The following is a 20087-nucleotide window of genomic DNA, read 5'->3' as shown; positions in this document are numbered from 1 at the left end:
GCATTACATACACCGCTCGAACCCCATCGGTTCCGTCCCGAGGAGTCCCCGTGCCGTCATATCCTGCGAACCATGAGTCAGCGGAGTCGCCCGAGCTGCTCAGCACTCCAGAGCTGAACCTGACGGTCTGGGACCGAGTCGCCGCCCGGCTGCTCGCGAAAATGCTCGGCGAGTTCGCGTACGAGGAAGTCATCGAGCCAGCCGCTCGGTCCGGCGGGAGCGACACCTACACCCTCACGCTGGACGACGGTGCAACGCTGAGCTTCCGAGCCGGACGAGGCGTCTACGGCAGCTGGCACGTCGCCGCCGACTCGATGCGCGCAAGCGATCGGGACGCTCCTGCCGGGACCGGCGAGGACGGCAGCACCCGCACCGTCCCCTTCCGTGATCCGCTGCAGTTCCTCGCCCGTGCACGGCACCTGCTCCGCCTCGACGGAACCACCCTCGGCCACCTCATCCGAGAGATCACCACCACGCTCGCCGCCGATGCCCGGCTGGAGCACACCACCTTCACCGCCGCCCGACTCGCCGAGCTCGACTATGCGGAGCTCGAAGGACACCAGACCGGTCACCCCTGGCTCGTCGCCAACAAGGGACGCCTCGGGTTCTCCGCCGCCGATGCCTCCCGCTTCACTCCGGAAGCCCGCAGACCGGTCAAGCTGCCCTGGATCGCTGTCAGTACCCGGATCGGCGGCTACCGGGGTGTGACCGGCCTCGCCACCCCCGAGCAGCTCTACGCACAGGAACTGGACGCTTCGGTACGCGCATCCTTCGCCGCCGAGCTCCGCGCCCGCGACCTCGACCCCGGCGCGTACCTCTTTCTCCCGGTGCACCCCTGGCAGTGGGACGAGTGGATCGTTCCGCTGTTCGCACCGGCCATCGCCGCCGGCGACATCGTCCCCTTGCACACCGACGACGATCTCCGGCTGCCGCAGCAGTCCATCCGTACGTTCACCAATCTGGGGCGCCCCGACCGGCATACCGTCAAACTGCCTCTGTCGATCCTCAACACGCTGGTCTGGCGAGGCCTCCCCACCGAGCGCACGCTCGCGGCCCCCGCCGTCACCGCCTGGGTCCAGAGCCTGCGCGACCGCGACCCGTTTCTGCACGACACCTGCCGCGTCATTCTGCTCGGCGAGGTGGCCTCCGTGACCGTCGAGCATCCGCTCTACGACCATCTCCCCGAGGCGCCGTACCAGTTCAAGGAGATTCTCGGCGCGATCTGGCGCGAGCCGCTCCATCCACGGCTCATGCCCGGCGAGCGCGCCCGTACCCTCGCCTCACTGCTCCACACGGATCCGCAGGGCCGCGCCTTCACCGCCGAGCTCGTGACCCGCTCGGGTCTGACCCCCACCGCGTGGCTGACCCGGCTCTTCGCAGCGCTGCTCCCGCCCCTGCTGCACTTCCTCTACCAGTACGGAACGGTCTTCTCCCCGCACGGCGAGAACGCCATCGTCGTCTTCGACGAGCAGGACGTCCCCGTGCGGCTGGCGATCAAGGACTTCGTCGATGATGTGAACATCAGCGCCCAGCCGCTGCCCGAGCACGCGACGATGCCGGAGGACGTGCGCCGCGTCCTGCTCACCGAGGAGCCCGGCTTCCTCACCCAGTTCATCCACTCGGGGCTCTTCGTCGGCGTCTTCCGCTTCCTGTCCCGCCTCTGCGAGGAACAGCTCGGCGTCCCGGAGGCCGAATTCTGGTCACTTGTGCGGGCCGAAATCCTGCGACACCACGCCCGCTTCCCCGAGCTGAAGGAGAGGTTCGAGATGTTCGACATGCTGACGCCACGCATCGAGCGCCTGTGCCTGAACCGCAACCGCCTGTATCGGGACGGTTACCGTGACCGGTCGGAGCGCCCGCACGCCGCCGTTCACGGCACCGTTCCGAACCCGCTCCACCCCTCCGCATGAGTCCGGGAGTGAGCGCCGTTGTCAGTGGTGCCCCGTAGGCTGGTCGCGCTATGACGAAGCCATCCCTCCCCGAGCTCCTGCACGCCGCCGTGACCGCCGTCGGCGGTACGGAGCGGCCTGGCCAGGCCGCCATGGCCGAGGCAGTCGCCGAAGCCGTCGACGACAACTCCCATCTGCTCGTCCAGGCCGGCACAGGGACGGGCAAGTCCCTCGGCTACCTGGTGCCCGCACTGGCACACGGGGAGCGGGTCGTGGTGGCGACGGCGACCCTGGCGCTGCAGCGCCAGCTCGTGGAGCGCGACCTCCCGCGTACGGTCGACGCACTGCACCCCCTGCTGCGCCGCCGCCCCCAGTTCGCGATGCTCAAGGGGCGCTCGAACTATCTCTGTCTGCACCGGCTTCACGAAGGCGTGCCGCAGGAAGAGGAAGAGGGGCTCTTCGACCAGTTCGAAGCCGCGGCTCCGTCGAGCAAGCTCGGCCAGGATCTGCTGCGGCTGCGGGACTGGTCGGACGAGACCGAGAGCGGCGACCGCGACGACCTCACCCCGGGTGTTTCCGACCGGGCCTGGGCCCAGGTCTCGGTGTCCTCCCGGGAATGCCTGGGTGCCAGCAAGTGCGCGTACGGTGCGGAGTGCTTTGCGGAGATGGCCCGCGAGCGCGCCAAGCTCGCCGATGTCGTCGTCACGAATCACGCACTGCTCGCGATCGACGCGATCGAGGGTGCTCCGGTGCTCCCGCAGCACGAGGTACTGATCGTCGACGAGGCCCATGAGCTGGTCTCCAGGGTCACCGGAGTGGCCACCGGTGAGCTCACCCCCGGCCAGGTGAACAGGGCGGTGCGCCGCGCGGCGAAGCTGGTCAACGAGAAGGCCGCCGACGCCCTGCAGACCGCGTCGGAAGGGTTCGAGCGGGTGATGGAGCTGGCGCTCCCCGGCCGCCTGGAAGAGGTCCCCGAGGACCTCGGCTATGCACTGATGGCGCTCCGGGACGCCGCTCGTACGGTGATCTCCGCGCTGGGTTCCACAAGGGACAAGTCCGTCCAGGACGAGGACGCCGTCCGCAAGCAGGCCCTGGCGTCGGTGGAGACGATCCACGGTGTTGCCGAGCGGATCACCCAGGGGTCCGAGTACGACGTCGTCTGGTACGAGCGCCACGACCGCTTCGGCGCATCCGTCCGCGTCGCCCCGCTCTCCGTGTCCGGCCTGCTGCGGGAGAAGCTCTTCGCCGACCGCTCGGTCGTGCTGACGTCGGCCACGCTCAAGCTCGGCGGGGACTTCAACGGGGTGGGAGCTTCCCTGGGACTGGCCCCCGAGGGCACCGCGGGCGACGACATCCCGCAGTGGAAGGGCCTCGATGTCGGTTCGCCCTTCGACTACCCACGGCAGGGCATCCTGTACGTCGCCCGGCACCTGGCCACGCCCGGCCGGGAGAGTTCTCGTTCCGACATGCTGGACGAGCTGTCCGAACTGGTGGAGGCCGCCGGCGGGCGCACCCTCGGGCTCTTCTCCTCCATGCGGGCGGCGCAGGCTGCCGCCGAGGAACTGCGCGGCCGCCTCGACAAGCCGATCCTGCTGCAGGGCGAGGAGACACTCGGGGAGCTGATCAAGAACTTCGCCGCCGATCCCGAGACCTGCCTCTTCGGCACGCTCTCGCTCTGGCAGGGCGTCGATGTCCCCGGGGCCAGCTGCCAGCTGGTGATCATGGACCGGATCCCGTTCCCCCGTCCCGACGACCCGCTGATGAGCGCGCGGCAGAAGGCGGTCGAGGAGGCGGGCGGCAACGGGTTCATGGCTGTCGCGGCGACCCATGCCGCGCTGCTGATGGCTCAGGGAGCCGGCCGCCTCGTCCGGGCCACGGGTGACAAGGGAGTGGTCGCGGTGCTCGACCCGAGGCTGGCCAATGCCCGGTACGGGAGCTACCTCCGGGCCTCGCTGCCTGACTTCTGGTACACGACGGACCGCAACCAGGCGCGACGCTCACTCGCGGCGATCGACGCTGCGGCCAAGGCCGACGCGCAGTGATCCCGCACGAGGCCGGGGTCCCCGCTCGTCCTTGGTGACCACCACTGCCACGGGAAGTTTCGGCGGCCCGGACGCACAAGCGGGCCCCGGGATCGGCGCAGTGGATCCCGGGGCCCGGTCGGAACCGGCGAGCTTCACACTCGCCGCAGCACCGCCACGACCTTGCCGAGGATGGTCGCCTCGTCGCCAGGGATCGGCTGGTACGCGGAGTTGTGCGGGAGCAGCCATACATGGCCGTCCTCCCGCTTGAAGCGCTTGACCGTCGCCTCGCCGTCCAGCATGGCGGCCACGATGTCGCCGTTCTCCGCGACGGGCTGACGGCGCACGGTGACCCAGTCGCCGTCGCAGATCGCAGCCTCGATCATCGAGTCACCGACGACCTTCAGGACGAACAGCTCGCCGTCCCCGACCAGCTGGCGGGGGAGCGGAAAGACGTCCTCGACCGATTCCTCGGCGAGGATCGGTCCGCCGGCTGCGATCCGGCCGACCAGCGGTACGTACGAAGCGGCGGGCTTGCCGGTCGTGTCGGTCGGCTGTGTGCTGGGCTGGTCCGAACCGCGGACCTCGTACGCCCGGGGGCGGTGAGGGTCGCGGCGGAGGAAGCCCTTGCGTTCCAGAGCCATCAGCTGATGGGCGACGGAGGACGTGCTGGACAGCCCCACCGCCTGGCCGATCTCCCGCATCGAGGGTGGGTATCCCCGTCGCTGCACCGAGTCGCGGATGACCTCGATCACTCGCCGCTGCCGGTCCGTGAGCCCCGAGCTGTCCGCTCGGATTCCTGGAGGTCGACCGGGGAGCGAGCGCGCTGGGCGCGCAGGCTCTGGCCCCTCCGTGTTCCTGACTGAGTCATTCATGGCATGCACCGGCTCGAGTCGGCTCTGGGAGCGGTCCTGGGCAGTGATGGTGGCACTGTCTGCGGTGGTGGTCACGTCGGCCCCTCTCGAATGTTCTCCCTAGTTGGACAACGGTAGTAGCTTTCGAAAGGTTGCGCCAAACACACGTTCGAGTGAAAAACGAATAAAAGTGTGTGCCGCGTTCATTGCCGGGTGTATGAGCGGGGCGTGGGTCGGATTCCTGCCCGGTGCGGCGGGTTCGACGCGTGCCGTTCGCGACCGGCTGTTCGGCTCATCACGCTAGCGTTCGCGGCTGCGCCGTCGCCACGCGGGGTGGTCTCCCGGCCCTCGTTCCGATCCGGTGCCGGGCGCCCCGCGATCCGGGCGGTCGAGCGTGTCCCGTAACCTCGTGGTCGGTCGTACGCTGCCTGCGGGCCGCCCGGGATGCGCGACACGCACTAGGGCCGAATGCGCGACCAAACCCAAGATCTAGTGGTTGGATTGTTCCAGCCACCCAGAAGTTGTGGTCCCTGGTCGATCGAGGCCGTGGCCATCGCCTATGCTTATGGCTGCTTCGAGGGCCCCTGGCGGGGTCTGAAGAGGCCATTCAGTCGTGCTGTGAAGGAGGGTTGGGAGCCATGCACTGCCCCTTCTGCAGGCACCCCGACAGCCGGGTCGTCGACAGTCGAACCACCGATGACGGCACGTCGATCCGCCGTCGCCGTCAGTGCCCCGACTGCTCCCGCCGTTTCACGACGGTGGAGACCTGCTCGCTGATGGTGGTGAAGCGCAGCGGCGTCACCGAACCCTTCAGTCGTACCAAGGTCATTTCCGGCGTGCGCAAGGCATGCCAGGGGCGACCCGTCACCGAGGACGCCCTCGCCAAACTCGGCCAGCGGGTCGAGGAGGCGGTGCGCGCCACCGGAAGCGCCGAGCTGACCACCCACGACGTGGGTCTGGCCATACTCGGCCCCCTGCAGGAACTCGACCTCGTCGCCTACCTGCGCTTCGCGTCCGTGTACCGGGCGTTCGACACACTCGAAGACTTCGAGGCCGCCATCGTGGAACTTCGCGAGCGGCGGCCTCCCGTGGAGGGATGCGGGACCGGCAAGACCCTGGAGGTCCCCGTTCCCGCCGTCGCCGCCGACTGAGCGACACCGGCTGATCGACACAGGTGTACCGATCGGCGGCAGGGCGGCTACATAGATCTGCTCCGGGTGCTGCGCGCGGCGTCCGAAGCATCAGACACAGAACGTGCCCCGGGAAGTTCTGGGCACTGCAGGGCGTTTTTGCCCACATATGGGAGGCGGCATGACAGAGACGGCGAGCGGCCCGGCACGAGGTTCCCGAGCCAAGGGATCCAAGTCGACTGCGACCAAGCAGGGCCTGCGTATCGAGCGCATCCACACCACCCCCGGCGTGCATCCGTACGACGAGGTGGCGTGGGAGCGCCGTGACGTCGTCATGACCAACTGGCGCGACGGCTCGATCAACTTCGAGCAGCGTGGCGTCGAGTTCCCCGACTTCTGGTCGGTGAACGCGGTCAACATCGTCACCAGCAAGTACTTCCGCGGAGCTGTCGGCACGCCGCAGCGCGAGACCGGGCTGCGACAGCTGATCGACCGGATCGTGAAGACGTACCGGAAGGCGGGCGAGGACTACAACTACTTCGCCTCTCCGGCCGACGCCGAGATCTTCGAGCACGAGCTGGCGTACGCCCTCCTGCACCAGATCTTCAGCTTCAACTCGCCGGTCTGGTTCAACGTCGGCACGCCCCAGCCGCAGCAGGTCTCCGCCTGCTTCATCCTGGCCGTCGACGACTCCATGGAGTCGATCCTCGACTGGTACAAGGAAGAGGGCATGATCTTCAAGGGCGGCTCCGGCGCCGGCCTGAACCTCTCCCGTATCCGCTCCTCCAAGGAACTGCTGTCCTCCGGTGGCAACGCCTCCGGTCCTGTCTCCTTCATGCGCGGCGCCGACGCGTCCGCCGGAACGATCAAGTCCGGTGGGGCCACCCGTCGCGCGGCCAAGATGGTCATTCTCGACGTCGACCACCCCGACATCGAGAACTTCATCGAGACCAAGGTCAAGGAGGAGGAGAAGATCCGCGCCCTGCGCGACGCGGGCTTCGACATGGACCTGGGCGGCGACGACATCACGTCCGTCCAGTACCAGAACGCCAACAACTCGGTCCGTGTGAACGACGAGTTCATGAAGGCCGTGGAGTCCGGCGGTAAGTTCGGGCTGCGCGCTCGGATGACCGGTGACGTCATCGAAGAGGTCGAGGCCAAGTCCCTCTTCCGCAAGATGGCCGAGGCCGCCTGGGCCTGCGCCGACCCCGGCATCCAGTACGACGACACGATCAACCAGTGGCACACCTGCCCCGAGTCCGGCCGGATCAACGGCTCGAACCCGTGCAGCGAGTACATGCACCTGGACAACACGTCGTGCAACCTGGCCTCGCTGAACCTGATGAAGTTCCTCAAGGACGACGGCAAGGGCAACCAGTCCTTCGAGTCCGAGCGCTTCGCCAAGGTCGTCGAGCTGGTCATCACCGCGATGGACATCTCCATCTGCTTCGCCGACTTCCCCACCCAGAAGATCGGCGAGAACACCCGCGCCTTCCGTCAGCTCGGCATCGGTTACGCCAACCTCGGCGCCCTGCTGATGGCGACCGGGCACGCGTACGACAGCGAGGGCGGCCGTGCCCTCGCCGGTGCCATCACGTCGCTGATGACCGGCACCTCGTACAAGCGCTCCGCCGAGCTCGCCGCGGTCGTCGGCCCGTACGACGGCTACGCCCGCAACGCCGAGCCGCACCAGCGCGTCATGAAGCAGCACGCCGACGCCAACGCCGCGGCCGTCCACATGGACGACCTGGACAACCCGATCTGGGCCGCCGCCACGGAGGCCTGGCAGGACGTCATCCGCCTCGGCGCGAAGAACGGTTTCCGCAACGCGCAGGCCTCGGTCATCGCGCCCACCGGCACCATCGGTCTCGCGATGTCCTGCGACACCACCGGCCTCGAGCCCGACCTCGCCCTGGTCAAGTTCAAGAAGCTCGTCGGCGGCGGCTCGATGCAGATCGTCAACGGCACCGTCCCGCAGGCGCTGCGCCGCCTGGGTTACCAGGAGGAGCAGATCGAGGCGATCGTCGCCCACATCTCCGAGCACGGAAATGTGATCGACGCCCCCGGTCTGAAGACCGAGCACTACGAGGTCTTCGACTGCGCGATGGGCGAGCGCTCCATCTCCGCGATGGGCCACGTGCGCATGATGGCGGCCATCCAGCCGTGGATCTCCGGTGCACTCTCCAAGACGGTGAACCTGCCGGAGACGGCCACGGTCGAGGACGTCGAAGAGGTCTACTTCGAGGCGTGGAAGATGGGCGTCAAGGCGCTCGCCATCTACCGCGACAACTGCAAGGTCGGCCAGCCCCTCTCCGCCAAGACCAAGGAGAAGGAGAAGGCCGAGGTCACCGCCAAGGCCGAAGACACCATCCGTGCCGCGGTCGAGAAGGTCGTCGAGTACCGCCCGGTCCGCAAGCGTCTTCCCAAGGGCCGTCCCGGCATCACCACCTCGTTCACGGTGGGCGGCGCCGAGGGCTACATGACCGCCAACTCCTACCCGGACGACGGTCTCGGTGAGGTCTTCCTGAAGATGTCCAAGCAGGGCTCCACCCTCGCGGGCATGATGGACGCCTTCTCCATCGCCGTCTCGGTCGGTCTGCAGTACGGCGTCCCGCTGGAGACATACGTCTCGAAGTTCACCAACATGCGCTTCGAGCCGGCCGGCATGACGGACGACCCGGACGTGCGGATGGCGCAGTCGATCGTCGACTACATCTTCCGCCGCCTGGCGCTGGACTTCCTGCCCTTCGAGACCCGCTCCGCGCTCGGCATCCACTCGGCCGAGGAGCGTCAGCGTCACCTCGACACCGGTTCGTACGAGCCGTCCCTCGAGGACGACGAGATGGACGTCGAGGGCCTGGCCCAGTCCGCCCCGATCCGGACGGAGCCGCTGAAGGCGGTCGCTCCTCCGAAGGAGACGGAGATGCCCGCCCCGAGGACGGCGCACACCTCGGCGGAGCTCGTCGAGATGCAGTTGGGCATCAGCGCGGACGCACCGCTGTGCTTCTCCTGCGGCACGAAGATGCAGCGCGCCGGATCCTGCTACATCTGCGAGGGCTGCGGCTCGACCAGCGGTTGCAGCTGATTTTCGGGACCTGCTGGGCATGAACTAGCTGGTCAGGGCGGTGGAGTCGATAACGGACTCCACCGCCCTCCGCGTTTCTCGAACCAGGGCTGTGGAGTCTGATGTCCCGGATCGCGCGGCCAGGGGCTCGGCTCCGCGCGTGCTGCGGTGCCATGCTCCTGGACACGCTCGGCGAGCCGGCTGCCACACCTCGGTCGCGGCCGAGGCGTCACCTTCCGGGCGTGCTGCTTCCCATCGTGGCGGCGAACGAACCGGGGTCGCCCTCGAAGCCTTGGATGGTTTCGTGGAACTCCCAGCCGCCCGAGCCGCGCCGGACGAACTCGGCGACCGTTGCCGCGGTGGCTCCGCCGACGGAGGCGAAGTCGTCCTCCGCCAGATTCGTGTAACCCTCACGGATCTGTACTCCGGCGCTCGCTATGTCGGCGAAGGTCCTTCGGCCGTCCCGCTGCTGGATGGCGACCCCGACGACGACGCGGACGTACGCGGCCGACAGCCGGTTCAGCTCCAGAGTCATCACCTCGTCGAAGCCGAGCCCCTGGCCGGTCCGGCTGTCGCGGTTCAGCGTGATGGTGCCGTCCGGCGAGCGGCTGTCGAAGTGCACGAGATACGAGGGGTTGCCGTACGGCTCGTCCGCCGGGTAGGTCGCGGCGATGATGTCCAGGTCATGGGCCGGGGCACCCGGAGGACTCGGGTCCCATTTGAGCCTGACTTCGACCTTCGCGAGGTCCTTGTTGGGCGTGCTCATCGGACTTCCCTCCTTGCCGCTGGGCCGTCGGACCGGTCGTACCACCCGATCATGTCCGTAACTGTCCGTGGATCCAACCGGCTCGATATCGGGCGGTGGAATCGGGCCAATATCGAATCCTGTGCAGTTCAGTGCGGGATACGGCGCGGCGGACGCTGCCTGATCTCCTCGCGGAAGAGCTCGATCGCGCTGCTGACCTGGCGCATCAGGTAGGTGTGCTCGATGCGGTCGAGATACAGACAGTTGCGGGCCAGCCCCTCCAGTTCGAAGGCGAAGCAGAGCGACATCAGTGGGTTGATGAACAGCTCGCTTCCGCGGGTGCGCGAGGTGAACTGGACGTCCCCGAAAGCTCCCTGTACCGCCGCGGCGATCGATCCGTTGACGATGCTCGGGTGGTCGGGGGTGTGCTTCTGGGCATGGGCGACCGCGTCGAGAAAGAGAGCGCCCTCACGGGTTGTACGGGAGACGGAGAAGGCCCCCAGGCAGGCGCCGTCGCGTTCAAGGGCCGCGATGTTCTCCAGGACGAGTCCGTGACTCACCCCGTGATAGGCGTCGATTCCGAAGCCGATGGAGACGACGAGGCGCTCCGGTCCGTCGATTCCGGCGAGCGCCGCGACGCTGGTGAGGTCCTCCTCCGGTGTGCCGAGCCCGGATTCGTCGCCGCGCATCAGGATGTCCGTACCGCCGTCGACGAGGACGACCGCGTCGATGTCGTACCGCTCGATCAGCGCTCGGTAGGCGGCTCGTAGCGGCTGCACTCCCACCCGGGCGAAGGCGTGCACGGTGCTCGGGTAATGGTGCAGTTCGAGCCACTGGGCGAGCGTGCGTTCCGGGAAGTACGGCTGGTGGAGGGAGGTTTCGGGGGTGATCACCGCGACATCGGGCGCGAGCCAGGCATCGACGGGAAGCCCTTCGAGGGCGCTGAACGAGAGATTGGCGAGCTGGACCTCCTTGCCTTGATGCAGCAGCGAGAGTGCGACCGGAAGCCCCGCGTAGACGTCGAAGCCGCCGCCCGCTCCGGCGACGAGGACGCGTTCCGCGGAGTCGAGGCGGGCGAACAGGGAGTTGGCGGCCAAGGGGTTGGCGGGCGGCGTCGTCATGGAGATCATTCTGCGATTCGCGGCGCCCGGTTCGGGTGTACTCCGTCAGAGCGTGACCCGCGCCACGTTCGGCGCCGTACGATGGCGCGGTGCTGGTCAAGTGGATTCGCTGCACCGTGATGGATCGTCGCGGTTTCGAGCGGGGGCAGCGAAAGTGGGCGGGGCTGCTCGGTGAGCCGGGGTTCAGGGGACAGGGGGGTGGCTGGAGCCGAGGGCGGCCGGAGGTTGCCCATGTGTTCGCGTTCTGGGAGAACCGGGTCTTCTACGACTCGTTCATGGCGCGTGCGCACGACCGGCTGGCTGCCGCTCAGTCCGGAACGTACAGCGACATCCAGGTCAAACTGTTCGACTACCGCTTCGATGTGAAGACCGGCTTCGAGCCGCGCTTCACCGATGCGGATGTGGTCAGAGTGGCGCACAGCAGGGTGCACGAGGACCGGGTCGAACACTTCGCCCTGATGCAGGAGAGGGTGTGGAATCCGGCGATGGCCGGCTCGCCCGGCATGCTGCGTGGCGTGTTCGGCGAGGCGCCGGGGCACGAGTTCCTGGTGTTGTCGATGTGGCAGTCGAGCGCCGAGCGCGGCAAGTACCGGCCGGGGAGCGTCGAAAGGCTCTCGCAGCGGGCAGGGACCGAGGACGATGTGGCGGCGCTGGCGGGGGACGTCGTGCAGCTCGACCCGTCCTGGACGGTGTGATCCTCGGAAACCTCGGGCCGGCCCCTGATCGGCGGGTCCCAGGCGGGGCGGGAAGTACCGGACGCATCGAGGCCCAGCTTCGCCGGCAACATGCGGCGGACGGATTCCGGACAACTGCTCGAATGGTCCGGAACCGATCTAGGGTCTTTACATGGCACGACCGCAACGCATTGTCCTCGTCCGGCACGGCGAGTCCGAGGGCAATGCCGATGACACGGTGTACGAACGTGAGCCCGACCATGCATTGAGGCTCACCGCGACGGGGTTGCGGCAGGCCAGGGAGACGGGGGTGCAGCTGCGCGACCTCTTCGGCCGGGAGCGGGTCAGCGTGTACGTCTCGCCCTACCGCCGCACGCACGAGACCTTCAGGTCCCTCGGGCTCGACCTGGAGCGCGTGCGGGTGCGCGAGGAGCCGCGGCTGCGCGAACAGGACTGGGGGAACTGGCAGGACCGGGACGACGTGAGACTGCAGAAGGCCTACCGGGACGCGTACGGACACTTCTTCTACCGCTTCGCGCAGGGGGAGTCCGGCGCCGATGTGTACGACCGGGTCGGGGCATTTCTGGAGAGCCTGCACCGAAGCTTCGAGGACCCAGACCATCCGCCCAACGTTCTGCTGGTCACTCATGGACTGACGATGCGGTTGTTCTGCATGCGGTGGTTCCACTGGTCGGTGGCCGAATTCGAGTCGCTGTCCAACCCCTGCAACGGAGAGACGCGAACGCTGATGCTCGGCGAGGACGGGCGGTACACGCTCGACCGGCCTTTCGAGCGGTGGCGTACCCCCGAGCCGTACGGGATCACCGGATAGAGTGGAGAAGCGATGACCGTTGACTCCGCTTCCGCCCAACGCTTCGAACGCGCCCTGGCCAGCCTGCGGGGGCTGTCCGTGGGGGACGCTCTGGGCTCCCAGTTCTTTGTGCCCGCCAACTATCCGTTGCTGAAGCAGTGCGCACTGCCGCTCGGTCCCTGGCAATGGACCGATGACACGGAGATGGCCTGCTCCGTCCTGGCCGTGCTCGCCGGGCACAACCGCATCGACCAGGACGCCCTGGCCCACTCGTTCGCCCACCACCACGACTTCGACCGGGGATACGGCCCTGCTGTGAACCGGCTGCTGCGGCTGGTCCGGGAGGGTAGCGACTGGCGCGAGCTGGCGTCCGCGCTCTTCCAGGGCCAGGGCTCCTGGGGCAATGGTTCGGCCATGCGTATCGCGCCCCTCGGTGCCTGGTACGCGGACGACCCCGAGCAGGCCACGCACCAGGCCGAGATCTCCTCGTACACCACGCATCAGCACCGCGAGGCCGTCGTGGGGGCGATGGCTGTCGCGGCGGCCGCCTCGCTCGCCGCCGCCCCTGGTGGCCCGCCGACGCCGACCGATCTCCTCGACGGGGTCATCGCCCTCGTGCCGCGCAGTGCGGTAGGCGCCGGGCTGCGCCGGGCGCGCGACATGCTCGACTACAGCGATGCCGGGACCGTCGCGGCAGTCCTCGGCAACGGCCGTCGGACAAGTGCACACGACACAGTGCCGTTCGCCCTCTGGTCGGCGGCGCGGAGCCTCGGCGACTTCGAGCAGGCCTTCTGGGTGACCGCTCAGGCCGGTGGCGATGTCGACACGACCTGCGCAATCGTCGGCGGGGTCATCGCGGCAAGCAAGGCGGGGGCTCCGCCGGCCGCCTGGTCGGCACAGACGGAAGAGCTGCCGGGCTGGCTTCCCCGGCCGGGTCGCAGCTGACACGTCTCGACTGTCACGGTACTGCCACATCCCCGCCGCGCACGTCTGCGAGCGGTAGCGGGGGGCTACCCTTTCGGCCACGCCGCCGTCAATGATCATCATGACGGCCGTGCGCCGAATGAGAGCCGAGGTGCTCGCGCTGCTCAGCAGCCGTGTGAGCGGAACTCGGTGGGAGGGGGTCCCATGTCCGATCACACGTCAGAATCATCCCGGAAGCCAGAGGCGCCCGAGTCGTCGCGCCCGGGGGAGACGGCGACGACGCCGGAACCGCCGGCGCCGTCCGACTCGCCCGGTAGCTCGGCAGCGCCGAGCATGCCTGACTCCGGCGACGCAGTCCCGGTGTCGCCGAAGAGCCCGGCGAACGCGCAGCAAGGAGGGCAACCGCAGCCGCCGCCCAACCCCTGGCAGAGCCGCCAGCAGCAGGTCGGCACGGTCGCGCGGCTGCGCCCGGCCCCGCCGGTCGCCATCCGCAACGCCACACTCTGGTCGGTCGCCGCGACCGCGCTCCTCAGCGGTCTGTTGCTGGGGGACGGTCTCGGCCCGAACCTGCTGATCGTCGCAATTCCTGCCGCGCTCGCGGCCTTCTTCGCTGCAGAGGCCGCGGGTCGACGGCTCCGCCCCTGGTCCGCAGTCTGGGCGCTGGGCGGTCTGTCGCTGCTCATCGTCCCGGCACTCCGGGACGCGGGCTGGCCCACGTTCCTCGCTGTGGTGTCAGCCGTCGCGCTGGGCTCGCTCACCCTGCACGGCAGCCGCAGCTGGCTCGGGGTGTTCCTCGGCTCGGTGGGCCTGTTCTCCTCCGCCGTCGAGGGAGTGCGATGGGGCGGCCGGGGCATGCGCGACCGGATGGCTGGTTCTCGCGGTCGATGGGGTGTCGTCTTCCGGTCCACCGCGGTAGCCGTTGTCCTGCTCATCGTCTTCGGAGCGCTGTTCGCGAGCGCGGATGCCGCGTTCGCCGATGTGCTCGGCAATTTGATGCCGGATGTGTCGCTGGGCGACGGCCCCTGGCGGTTCTTCCTCTTCGTGGTCGGTCTGGTCGGTGCGCTCGCTGCCGCGTACACGGCCGCCGCCCCCATCCACTGGGACCGCATCACCGTGCGGGCGGGCAAGGCCCGAGGCCGGCTGGAGTGGGCGCTTCCGCTCGTCGTGCTGAATTTGCTCTTCGCCGTCTTCATCGCCATCCAGCTCACCGTGTTGCTCGGCGGATACGACAAGGTGATGGCCGAGACCGATCTCAGCTACTCCGCATACGCCCGCCAGGGCTTCTGGCAGTTGTTGTGGGCGACGCTGCTCACCCTCCTCGTGATCGCGCTCGCCCTGCGCTGGGCCCCTCGCGGTGAAACGCGCGACCGAACTCTCGTGCGGATCGTCCTGGGCACGCTGTGTCTGCTCACCCTCGTGGTGGTGGCCTCCGCGCTGCGGCGCATGGAGCTGTACGTCGATGCGTACGGTCTGACCAGGCTGCGCATATCCGTGGCCGCGGTGGAGCTGTGGCTGGGCGTGGTGCTGATCCTGATCCTGGCGGCGGGCGTGTTCGGCGCCCGGCTGCTGCCGCGCGCCGTGGCGGCGAGCGCGGCCGTCGGTGTGCTCGTGTTCGGTCTGGTCTCGCCCGACGGGCTGATCGCGGAACAGAACGTTCAGCGCTACCGCAACGATCACGCGATCGACATCGACTACCTCCGTGGCCTCTCGGCCGACGCCGTACCGGCCCTCGACACACTGCCCGAACCGCTGCGCTCCTGCGCCCTCGGCGAGATCCAGCGCACGCTGCGCGTGTCCGACGCTCCCTGGTACGCAACCAGCTGGGGCGAGGCGCGGGCACGCGACATCCTGGAGAACCGGAGCGCGAACGCCCTCGTGACGGACTGCGCGGGCCTCGGAAGCGGTGAGGACGGCGGTGACCGGGGCGATTACGAAGACGGTACGTACGACCCGTACTGATGACGCCGCCTGGTGATGAAGCCCCCTACGACCCGTACTGATCCGGATCGCTGAGCCGTACCCGGCGATCCGGGCAGGTGCAGGCCGCATCCCTGTGGGCGGCCTGCACCTGCGCCGACGCGCGTGCCTCTGGCTGCGCGCCGTCCGGCGTACCGGTGTCCGCACCGGCGTGCGACGCTAAGCTCCAGGGCCACCCGCGGACGCCTTGCCGCTCAACGCATCCAGATCGCTCCGGCGTACCCGGATCACCAGCACCGCAGTCAGCAGGGCGAGTGCGGCCATCGCCACCGCAGCCGTGAACGCCGTCGAAATGCCGTGCGTGAGCACCTCGTGTCCCCAGGGCGCGGGCAACTCGTGCGTCTCGGCGAATTTCGCCTTCTGTTCCGGCGTCGCCTGTGCCATGAACGACGGAAGTTGCTTCTCCGCCTCGTTGCGGCTCGCCGTGCCGAAGACCGTCACCAGGATGGACAGCCCCAGCGAACCACCCACCTGCTGGCTGGCATTGAGGAGTCCGGACGCCGCACCGGCCTCGTGCTGCGCGACCCCGGAGACAGCGGTCAGGGTCAGCGTGACGAAGTTGAGGCCCATACCGAACCCGAACAGGAACATCGGCCCCAGCACCCCGCTCACATAGGAGCTGTCGGACGAGATGAAGGTCTGCCAGAAGAGGCCGAGTCCGGTGAGTGTCGAACCGGTGATCATGAACGGCTTGGGGCCGAGCACCGGCAACAGCCGCTGCGACAGGCCTGCGCCCGTGATGATGGCGACTGTCACGGGCAGGAAGGCCAGACCCGATTCGATGGGGCTGTAGTCCAGCACGTTCTGTACGAACAGGACGATGAAGAAGAACATGCCGACCATGGCGGCGGCCAGGCTGAGCATGATGAGGTACGTCCCCGACCGGTTGCGGTCGGCGAACATCCGCAGCGGGGTGATCGGTTCCTTCGCCCGCATCTCGATGAGTACGAATGCGGCGAGGAGCACCACTGCGGCGCCGAAGGAACTCACGGTGAGGGAGTCCCGCCAGCCCTCCTCGGATGCCCGGATGAATCCGTACACCAGCGAAGCCATGCCGAGGGTCGAGGTCAGTGCGCCCGAGACGTCGAAGCGGCCGGGATGCCTCTCGGACTCGTTGATGTACATGGGTGCCAGGACCGCGATCAGCACACCGATCGGTACGTTGACGAAGAAGACCCAACGCCAGTCGAGCCATTCGGTGAGCATCCCGCCGGTCAGCAGGCCGATCGCGCCGCCGCCCGCAGAAACTGCGGCAAAGACTCCGAACGCGCGGTTCCGCTCGGGGCCTTCGGGAAACGTGGTGGTGATCAGGGCGAGCGACGTCGGTGAGGCGATGGCTCCGCCGACGCCCTGGAGGGCCCGGGCCGCGAGCAGTTGCCAGGGCTCCTGGGCCAGTCCGCCCAGCAGGGAAGCAAGGGTGAAGACCAGGATTCCGGATATGAAGACCCGGCGTCGGCCGAGGATGTCACCGGCCCTGCCGCCGAGGAGCAGCAGTCCACCGAAGGTGAGCGTGTAGGCGCTGAGGACCCAGGACAGATCGGTGGTGGAGAAGCTGAGCGCGTCCTGGATATGCGGAAGCGCGATGTTGACGATCGTGGCATCGAGCACAACCATCAATTGACATGCGGCGATGACCGTGAGGGCGATCCCCCGTCGCCCCTGCCGTCGGGCCGCGCCCGGCGGACTCTGTGCTTCTAACTGAGAGGTTGTCACTATGGATCCCCCACAAGTGAATTAGTGAACGGAAGCGTTCACTGTCTCGTCAACGGTAGTGAGTCCCCGTCAGTGAACGCAAGCGTTCACTGAAGCTGCTGTTGCCGGGATGTCGGCGGAATCGCTCGGTCCGGGCCGGCTCGGTCCGATGACGACCGGTTCCGACTGGCCTTGGTCCGCCTCGGTGTCCGAATCCGCCTCGCCGTCCCGACGGGCCCCACCGTCCGACCTGTTTCGATGGAGAAAAGCTGATGGTTACTTCGCGCTCGGCGGCCGCCGCTCGGCCGTCGATGGCGTCACCGCGCCGCCGTGGGCCCGTACTGGAACGCGCGATCCTCGATGCCGCCCTGGAGCAGCTGAGTACGGTGGGCTGGAACGGGCTGACCATGGAGGGCGTCGCCGCCGGGGCCCAGACAGGGAAGGCGGCGGTCTACCGGCGATGGCCCTCGAAGGAGGACCTCGTGGTCGACGCACTGCAGACGGCACTGCCGGCGCTCGGCGAGGCGCCCGACTTCGGCAGTGTTCGCGAAGACCTCTTCCAGCTCTGTCGGCGGCTGCGCGACGCCATGCTTTCCAAGCCCGGATGCGCGCTGCGTTCCGTACTTCACGAGTGCGACGCAAGCGCCGCCGAGCGGTTCCAGTCGGTGATCCTCAAAGGGGTGATCCAGCCGTCGACCGAGCTCCTCAGGGAGGTGGTCGGCCGGGGAATCGCGCGCGGAGACGTCCGCTCCGACGCCACGAGCGAGCTGTCCTTCGAAGTGATCCCCGCCATGATGATGTACCGCAGCAAGGTGTGCGGCAGCGAATGGACGGACGGGGAGCTCGCCGAAATGATCGATCAGGTCGTGGTGCCGCTGTTCCGCTCCTCCGACAACTGAACGCGACGGCCGGCGGCCGGTCCGTGAGCATCCTGGTGGGGGCGTCGCGGACAGCACGACGGTCCGGCGCCCCGGGGTGTTCTCGGCGTTCTCGTCGGCGTACGCTGGCTGGCGCCATGCCGTACGAACCACCCACGCACACCGTCGAGCGCTCACTGCGCGCTACCACTGGTGCCAAGACCGTCGCCGGTGTCGACGAGGTCGGACGCGGAGCGTGGGCGGGACCGGTCACCGTATGTGCGGCCGTCACCGGCCTCCGCAAGCCTCCTGCCGGACTCACCGACTCCAAGCTGATCACCCCCAAGCGCCGCGCCGAGCTGGCGCCGCTGCTCGAGGGCTGGGTCACCGCCTACGGTCTCGGAGACGCCTCGCCGCAGGAGATCGACGACCTCGGGATGACCGCGGCCCTGCGCCTCGCCGCTGTCCGCGCCCTAGAGGCGCTGCCCGTACGCCCCGACGCGGTGATACTCGACGGCAAACACGACTACCTGGGCGAGCCCTGGACGGTCCGAACCGTCATCAAGGGCGACCAGTCCTGTGTCGCGGTCGCGGCCGCCTCGGTGATCGCGAAGGTTCGCAGGGACACGATGATGGCCGAACTGGGCGCGGAATCGGGGGAGTACGCCGCCTTCGCCTTCGATGCCAACGCCGGCTACCCGTCCCCCGTGCACAGGGCCGCTCTGGAGGCGCTGGGACCCACGCCCCACCACCGCCTCTCGTGGTCGTACCTCGACGCGCTGCCCGAGTGGCAGCACCTGAAGAAGGTCCGCATCTCCGCCGAGGCGGCTGCACTGGAAAGCGGGGGCCAGCTCGGCTTCGACTTCTGATCGCGCATTTGTGCCCACCCGCTGATGCTCATTGCGTCGGCGTTTGATAGACAACCACCCATGCCTCTCATCCCCGAGGAGCCTCAGATTCACGAGAGCGCCCAGGGTCCCCGCGTCACTCCGGCCACAGGCCGAACCGCGCCGACCCCCCGTCCCGTACCCGGTCCGCGTTCCGCGGCCACGCCGCGCCCCGGTCGTCCGGGTCCCGGTCCTGTGAGGCCCGCGCCCCCGGCGCAGCGCCCGCACACCACCGCCGGTCAGTCCCAGGCGGCCCGCTCGGATAACCGTTCCGTGCCGCAGATCCAGCTGATCCCCGCCTCGGCCGCCGGTGCGCTCGACGCCGCCGACGAGGCAGTCGATCTGCTGCTCGACTCCGGACGCGCACCGGGCGACATCCTGGTCCTCACCACCGGTGAACAGCACCCGTGGGCCGCACACGAGCTCTCCTTCGGGGAGGCCGCCTACTGGGCCCAGCACGAGGCCGGTGAAGACGTCTTCTTCGCCGGTGCCCCGGGCGCGGACCGGGTGCAGGCCCGTCCCGTGGTGATCGTCGCGGTCAACGGAGCGGCCGACGACGACGCCGCCCGTGCGCTGCTTCTCGCGCAGAAGCGCGCCGGGGCGCTGTTGATCGTCTGCGGTGACCCGCAGCAGATCAACACCGTGCTCGGCGTCGGCGTCTGAGCCGTCGGCACGTACGACCGTCGTGACCCGGCTGCCCGACGGGCGGCCGGGCCGACGGGTCGGGTCAGCGGGCGGCGGTGCGGCGCAGTGCCTCAGTCGCTCCGCCACCGGTGCGAAGCGGGAACGGGTCGTGCTCGCGCACCGTGTCGGCGAGAGACGAAGGCGCTGACGTGGAGCTGGGCCGACGGCCACCACGGCCCTCACCCAGCACCTGCCACCCGCCATGGGTCAGCGTGATGTACGCGCCGCAGCGCAGGCCGTGCAGCGTGCAGGCGTCTCGCAGACCCCACATCCACGCCCCGTCCTCCTCCGTCCACCGCTCGTCCCCCTCGCGGCAGTAGAGCAGTACCGCAGTCCGCACGGGCGTGCGGCGTCGTAGATCGTGCGGGATGACCCGGCGCAGATGCGACAGCAACGCGTTACGGAACTCCCAGCCGTCCGCGGCTACGGAGCGGCGGGTGAACGACGCGCTGGCCGTGAGGCGTTCCTCATGGTCGAGCACGGCGACGACGGCAGTTGCCGGAGTCGGCCGGTGCCGGGCGTGCAGTCCGCTGACGACCTCGCGCGGGCTGCGCAACAACGGTATGCCCGCAGCGGCCCATTCGGCCGGTTCGAGCATTCTGGCAAGGCGGTTGGTGGAGTCGGCGGACACCGAACTGGCTGCGGACGGAGCGAATCCGAAGGTCACGGTCCTCCCTTCGCATACGCGCCCACGGTGCGGGCAGGGTCGGGTGGGGGCGCACCGCGGCACAGCCCTTCCGGGCCGCGAAAGGACCGT

At 68.6% G+C, this 20087-nt stretch carries 16 protein-coding genes; 11 read left to right on the top strand and 5 right to left on the bottom strand.

Annotated elements, in window-relative coordinates:
- The first annotated feature begins 50 nt into the window (after positions 1-50).
- Positions 51-1910, top strand: a complete 1860-nt coding sequence (locus OG963_RS13450; protein ID WP_371798942.1) for an IucA/IucC family siderophore biosynthesis protein — start codon at positions 51-53, stop codon at positions 1908-1910.
- Positions 1911-1960: 50 nt separating this feature from the next.
- Positions 1961-3931 (top strand): ATP-dependent DNA helicase, encoded by a 1971-nt coding sequence (locus OG963_RS13445; protein ID WP_093777315.1) that lies wholly within the window; start codon positions 1961-1963, stop codon positions 3929-3931.
- A 134-nt stretch (positions 3932-4065) separates the two neighbouring features.
- Here the strand turns inward: OG963_RS13445 and lexA are convergent, their stop codons facing one another.
- On the bottom strand, positions 4066-4860 hold the full coding sequence (gene lexA, locus OG963_RS13440) for a transcriptional repressor LexA (protein WP_030927140.1): 795 nt from the start codon (positions 4858-4860) through the stop codon (positions 4066-4068).
- Between the two features lie 542 nt (positions 4861-5402).
- On the opposite strand from lexA, the gene nrdR reads away from it, so the two are divergent.
- A complete protein-coding gene (nrdR, locus tag OG963_RS13435) occupies positions 5403-5915 on the top strand; it encodes a transcriptional regulator NrdR (RefSeq protein WP_030927142.1) in 513 nt (170 codons plus the stop codon).
- Between the two features lie 160 nt (positions 5916-6075).
- Complete coding sequence (locus tag OG963_RS13430) at positions 6076-8979, top strand: vitamin B12-dependent ribonucleotide reductase (RefSeq protein WP_030927144.1); 2904 nt, start codon at positions 6076-6078, stop codon at positions 8977-8979.
- Between the two features lie 208 nt (positions 8980-9187).
- On the opposite strand, the gene OG963_RS13425 is transcribed toward OG963_RS13430, so the two are convergent.
- Together OG963_RS13425 and OG963_RS13420 are read right to left on the bottom strand one after the other, a co-directional pair.
- Positions 9188-9724 carry a TerD family protein gene (locus OG963_RS13425; RefSeq protein ID WP_319327197.1) on the bottom strand — a complete coding sequence of 179 codons (537 nt, stop codon included), beginning with the start codon at positions 9722-9724 and terminating at the stop codon, positions 9188-9190.
- Positions 9725-9852: 128 nt separating this feature from the next.
- Positions 9853-10833, bottom strand: a complete 981-nt coding sequence (locus tag OG963_RS13420) for a DUF1152 domain-containing protein (protein WP_319327194.1) — start codon at positions 10831-10833, stop codon at positions 9853-9855.
- Positions 10834-10913: 80 nt separating this feature from the next.
- On the opposite strand from OG963_RS13420, the gene OG963_RS13415 reads away from it, so the two are divergent.
- The 4 genes from OG963_RS13415 to OG963_RS13400 all read left to right on the top strand — a co-directional run bounded on the left by OG963_RS13415 (position 10914) and on the right by OG963_RS13400 (position 15192).
- A complete protein-coding gene (locus tag OG963_RS13415; protein WP_051878748.1) occupies positions 10914-11519 on the top strand; it encodes a YdbC family protein in 606 nt (201 codons plus the stop codon).
- 151 nt (positions 11520-11670) lie between these two features.
- Positions 11671-12330 (top strand): histidine phosphatase family protein, encoded by a 660-nt coding sequence (locus OG963_RS13410; RefSeq protein WP_030927154.1) that lies wholly within the window; start codon positions 11671-11673, stop codon positions 12328-12330.
- A gap of 12 nt (positions 12331-12342) precedes the next feature.
- Complete coding sequence (locus OG963_RS13405; RefSeq protein ID WP_030927156.1) at positions 12343-13254, top strand: ADP-ribosylglycohydrolase family protein; 912 nt, start codon at positions 12343-12345, stop codon at positions 13252-13254.
- A gap of 183 nt (positions 13255-13437) precedes the next feature.
- Positions 13438-15192, top strand: a complete 1755-nt coding sequence (locus OG963_RS13400; protein ID WP_371798941.1) for a DUF4153 domain-containing protein — start codon at positions 13438-13440, stop codon at positions 15190-15192.
- A 177-nt stretch (positions 15193-15369) separates the two neighbouring features.
- Here OG963_RS13400 and OG963_RS13395 read toward each other — a convergent pair whose 3' ends face one another.
- Positions 15370-16923: an MFS transporter gene (locus OG963_RS13395; protein WP_030927160.1), complete on the bottom strand. Its 1554-nt coding sequence runs from the start codon at positions 16921-16923 to the stop codon at positions 15370-15372.
- Between the two features lie 251 nt (positions 16924-17174).
- Here OG963_RS13395 and OG963_RS13390 point away from each other — a divergent pair, with 251 nt between their 5' ends.
- The 3 genes from OG963_RS13390 to OG963_RS13380 all read left to right on the top strand — a co-directional run bounded on the left by OG963_RS13390 (position 17175) and on the right by OG963_RS13380 (position 19309).
- Positions 17175-17801 carry a TetR/AcrR family transcriptional regulator gene (locus OG963_RS13390; RefSeq protein WP_030927162.1) on the top strand — a complete coding sequence of 209 codons (627 nt, stop codon included), beginning with the start codon at positions 17175-17177 and terminating at the stop codon, positions 17799-17801.
- A 116-nt stretch (positions 17802-17917) separates the two neighbouring features.
- On the top strand, positions 17918-18628 hold the full coding sequence (locus OG963_RS13385) for a ribonuclease HII (protein WP_093777309.1): 711 nt from the start codon (positions 17918-17920) through the stop codon (positions 18626-18628).
- A gap of 60 nt (positions 18629-18688) precedes the next feature.
- Positions 18689-19309, top strand: coding sequence for a hypothetical protein (locus tag OG963_RS13380; RefSeq protein WP_093777307.1), 621 nt, complete (start codon positions 18689-18691; stop codon positions 19307-19309).
- A gap of 64 nt (positions 19310-19373) precedes the next feature.
- On the opposite strand, the gene OG963_RS13375 is transcribed toward OG963_RS13380, so the two are convergent.
- Positions 19374-19997 (bottom strand): hypothetical protein, encoded by a 624-nt coding sequence (locus tag OG963_RS13375; RefSeq protein WP_093777305.1) that lies wholly within the window; start codon positions 19995-19997, stop codon positions 19374-19376.
- Positions 19998-20087 lie beyond the last annotated feature (90 nt).

Origin of the sequence: Streptomyces sp. NBC_01707 (assembly GCF_041438805.1) — a bacterium.
Classification (GTDB): Bacteria; Actinomycetota; Actinomycetes; order Streptomycetales; family Streptomycetaceae; genus Streptomyces.
The sequence above is the reverse complement of the archived record's forward strand: the minus strand, read 5'-3'. Positions and strand labels throughout refer to the sequence as shown.

What these genes read in the sequence shown, in the direction of transcription:
- OG963_RS13445 (WP_093777315.1), top strand. Translation starts at nt 1,961, where the DNA reads ATGACGAAGCCATCCCTCCCCGAGCTCCTGCACGCCGCCGTGACCGCC.
- nrdR (WP_030927142.1), top strand. Translation starts at nt 5,403, where the DNA reads ATGCACTGCCCCTTCTGCAGGCACCCCGACAGCCGGGTCGTCGACAGT.
- OG963_RS13430 (WP_030927144.1), top strand. Translation starts at nt 6,076, where the DNA reads ATGACAGAGACGGCGAGCGGCCCGGCACGAGGTTCCCGAGCCAAGGGA.
- OG963_RS13425 (WP_319327197.1), bottom strand. Translation starts at nt 9,724, where the DNA reads ATGAGCACGCCCAACAAGGACCTCGCGAAGGTCGAAGTCAGGCTCAAA.
- OG963_RS13420 (WP_319327194.1), bottom strand. Translation starts at nt 10,833, where the DNA reads ATGATCTCCATGACGACGCCGCCCGCCAACCCCTTGGCCGCCAACTCC.
- OG963_RS13410 (WP_030927154.1), top strand. Translation starts at nt 11,671, where the DNA reads ATGGCACGACCGCAACGCATTGTCCTCGTCCGGCACGGCGAGTCCGAG.
- OG963_RS13405 (WP_030927156.1), top strand. Translation starts at nt 12,343, where the DNA reads ATGACCGTTGACTCCGCTTCCGCCCAACGCTTCGAACGCGCCCTGGCC.
- OG963_RS13400 (WP_371798941.1), top strand. Translation starts at nt 13,438, where the DNA reads ATGTCCGATCACACGTCAGAATCATCCCGGAAGCCAGAGGCGCCCGAG.
- OG963_RS13390 (WP_030927162.1), top strand. Translation starts at nt 17,175, where the DNA reads ATGGTTACTTCGCGCTCGGCGGCCGCCGCTCGGCCGTCGATGGCGTCA.
- OG963_RS13385 (WP_093777309.1), top strand. Translation starts at nt 17,918, where the DNA reads ATGCCGTACGAACCACCCACGCACACCGTCGAGCGCTCACTGCGCGCT.
- OG963_RS13380 (WP_093777307.1), top strand. Translation starts at nt 18,689, where the DNA reads ATGCCTCTCATCCCCGAGGAGCCTCAGATTCACGAGAGCGCCCAGGGT.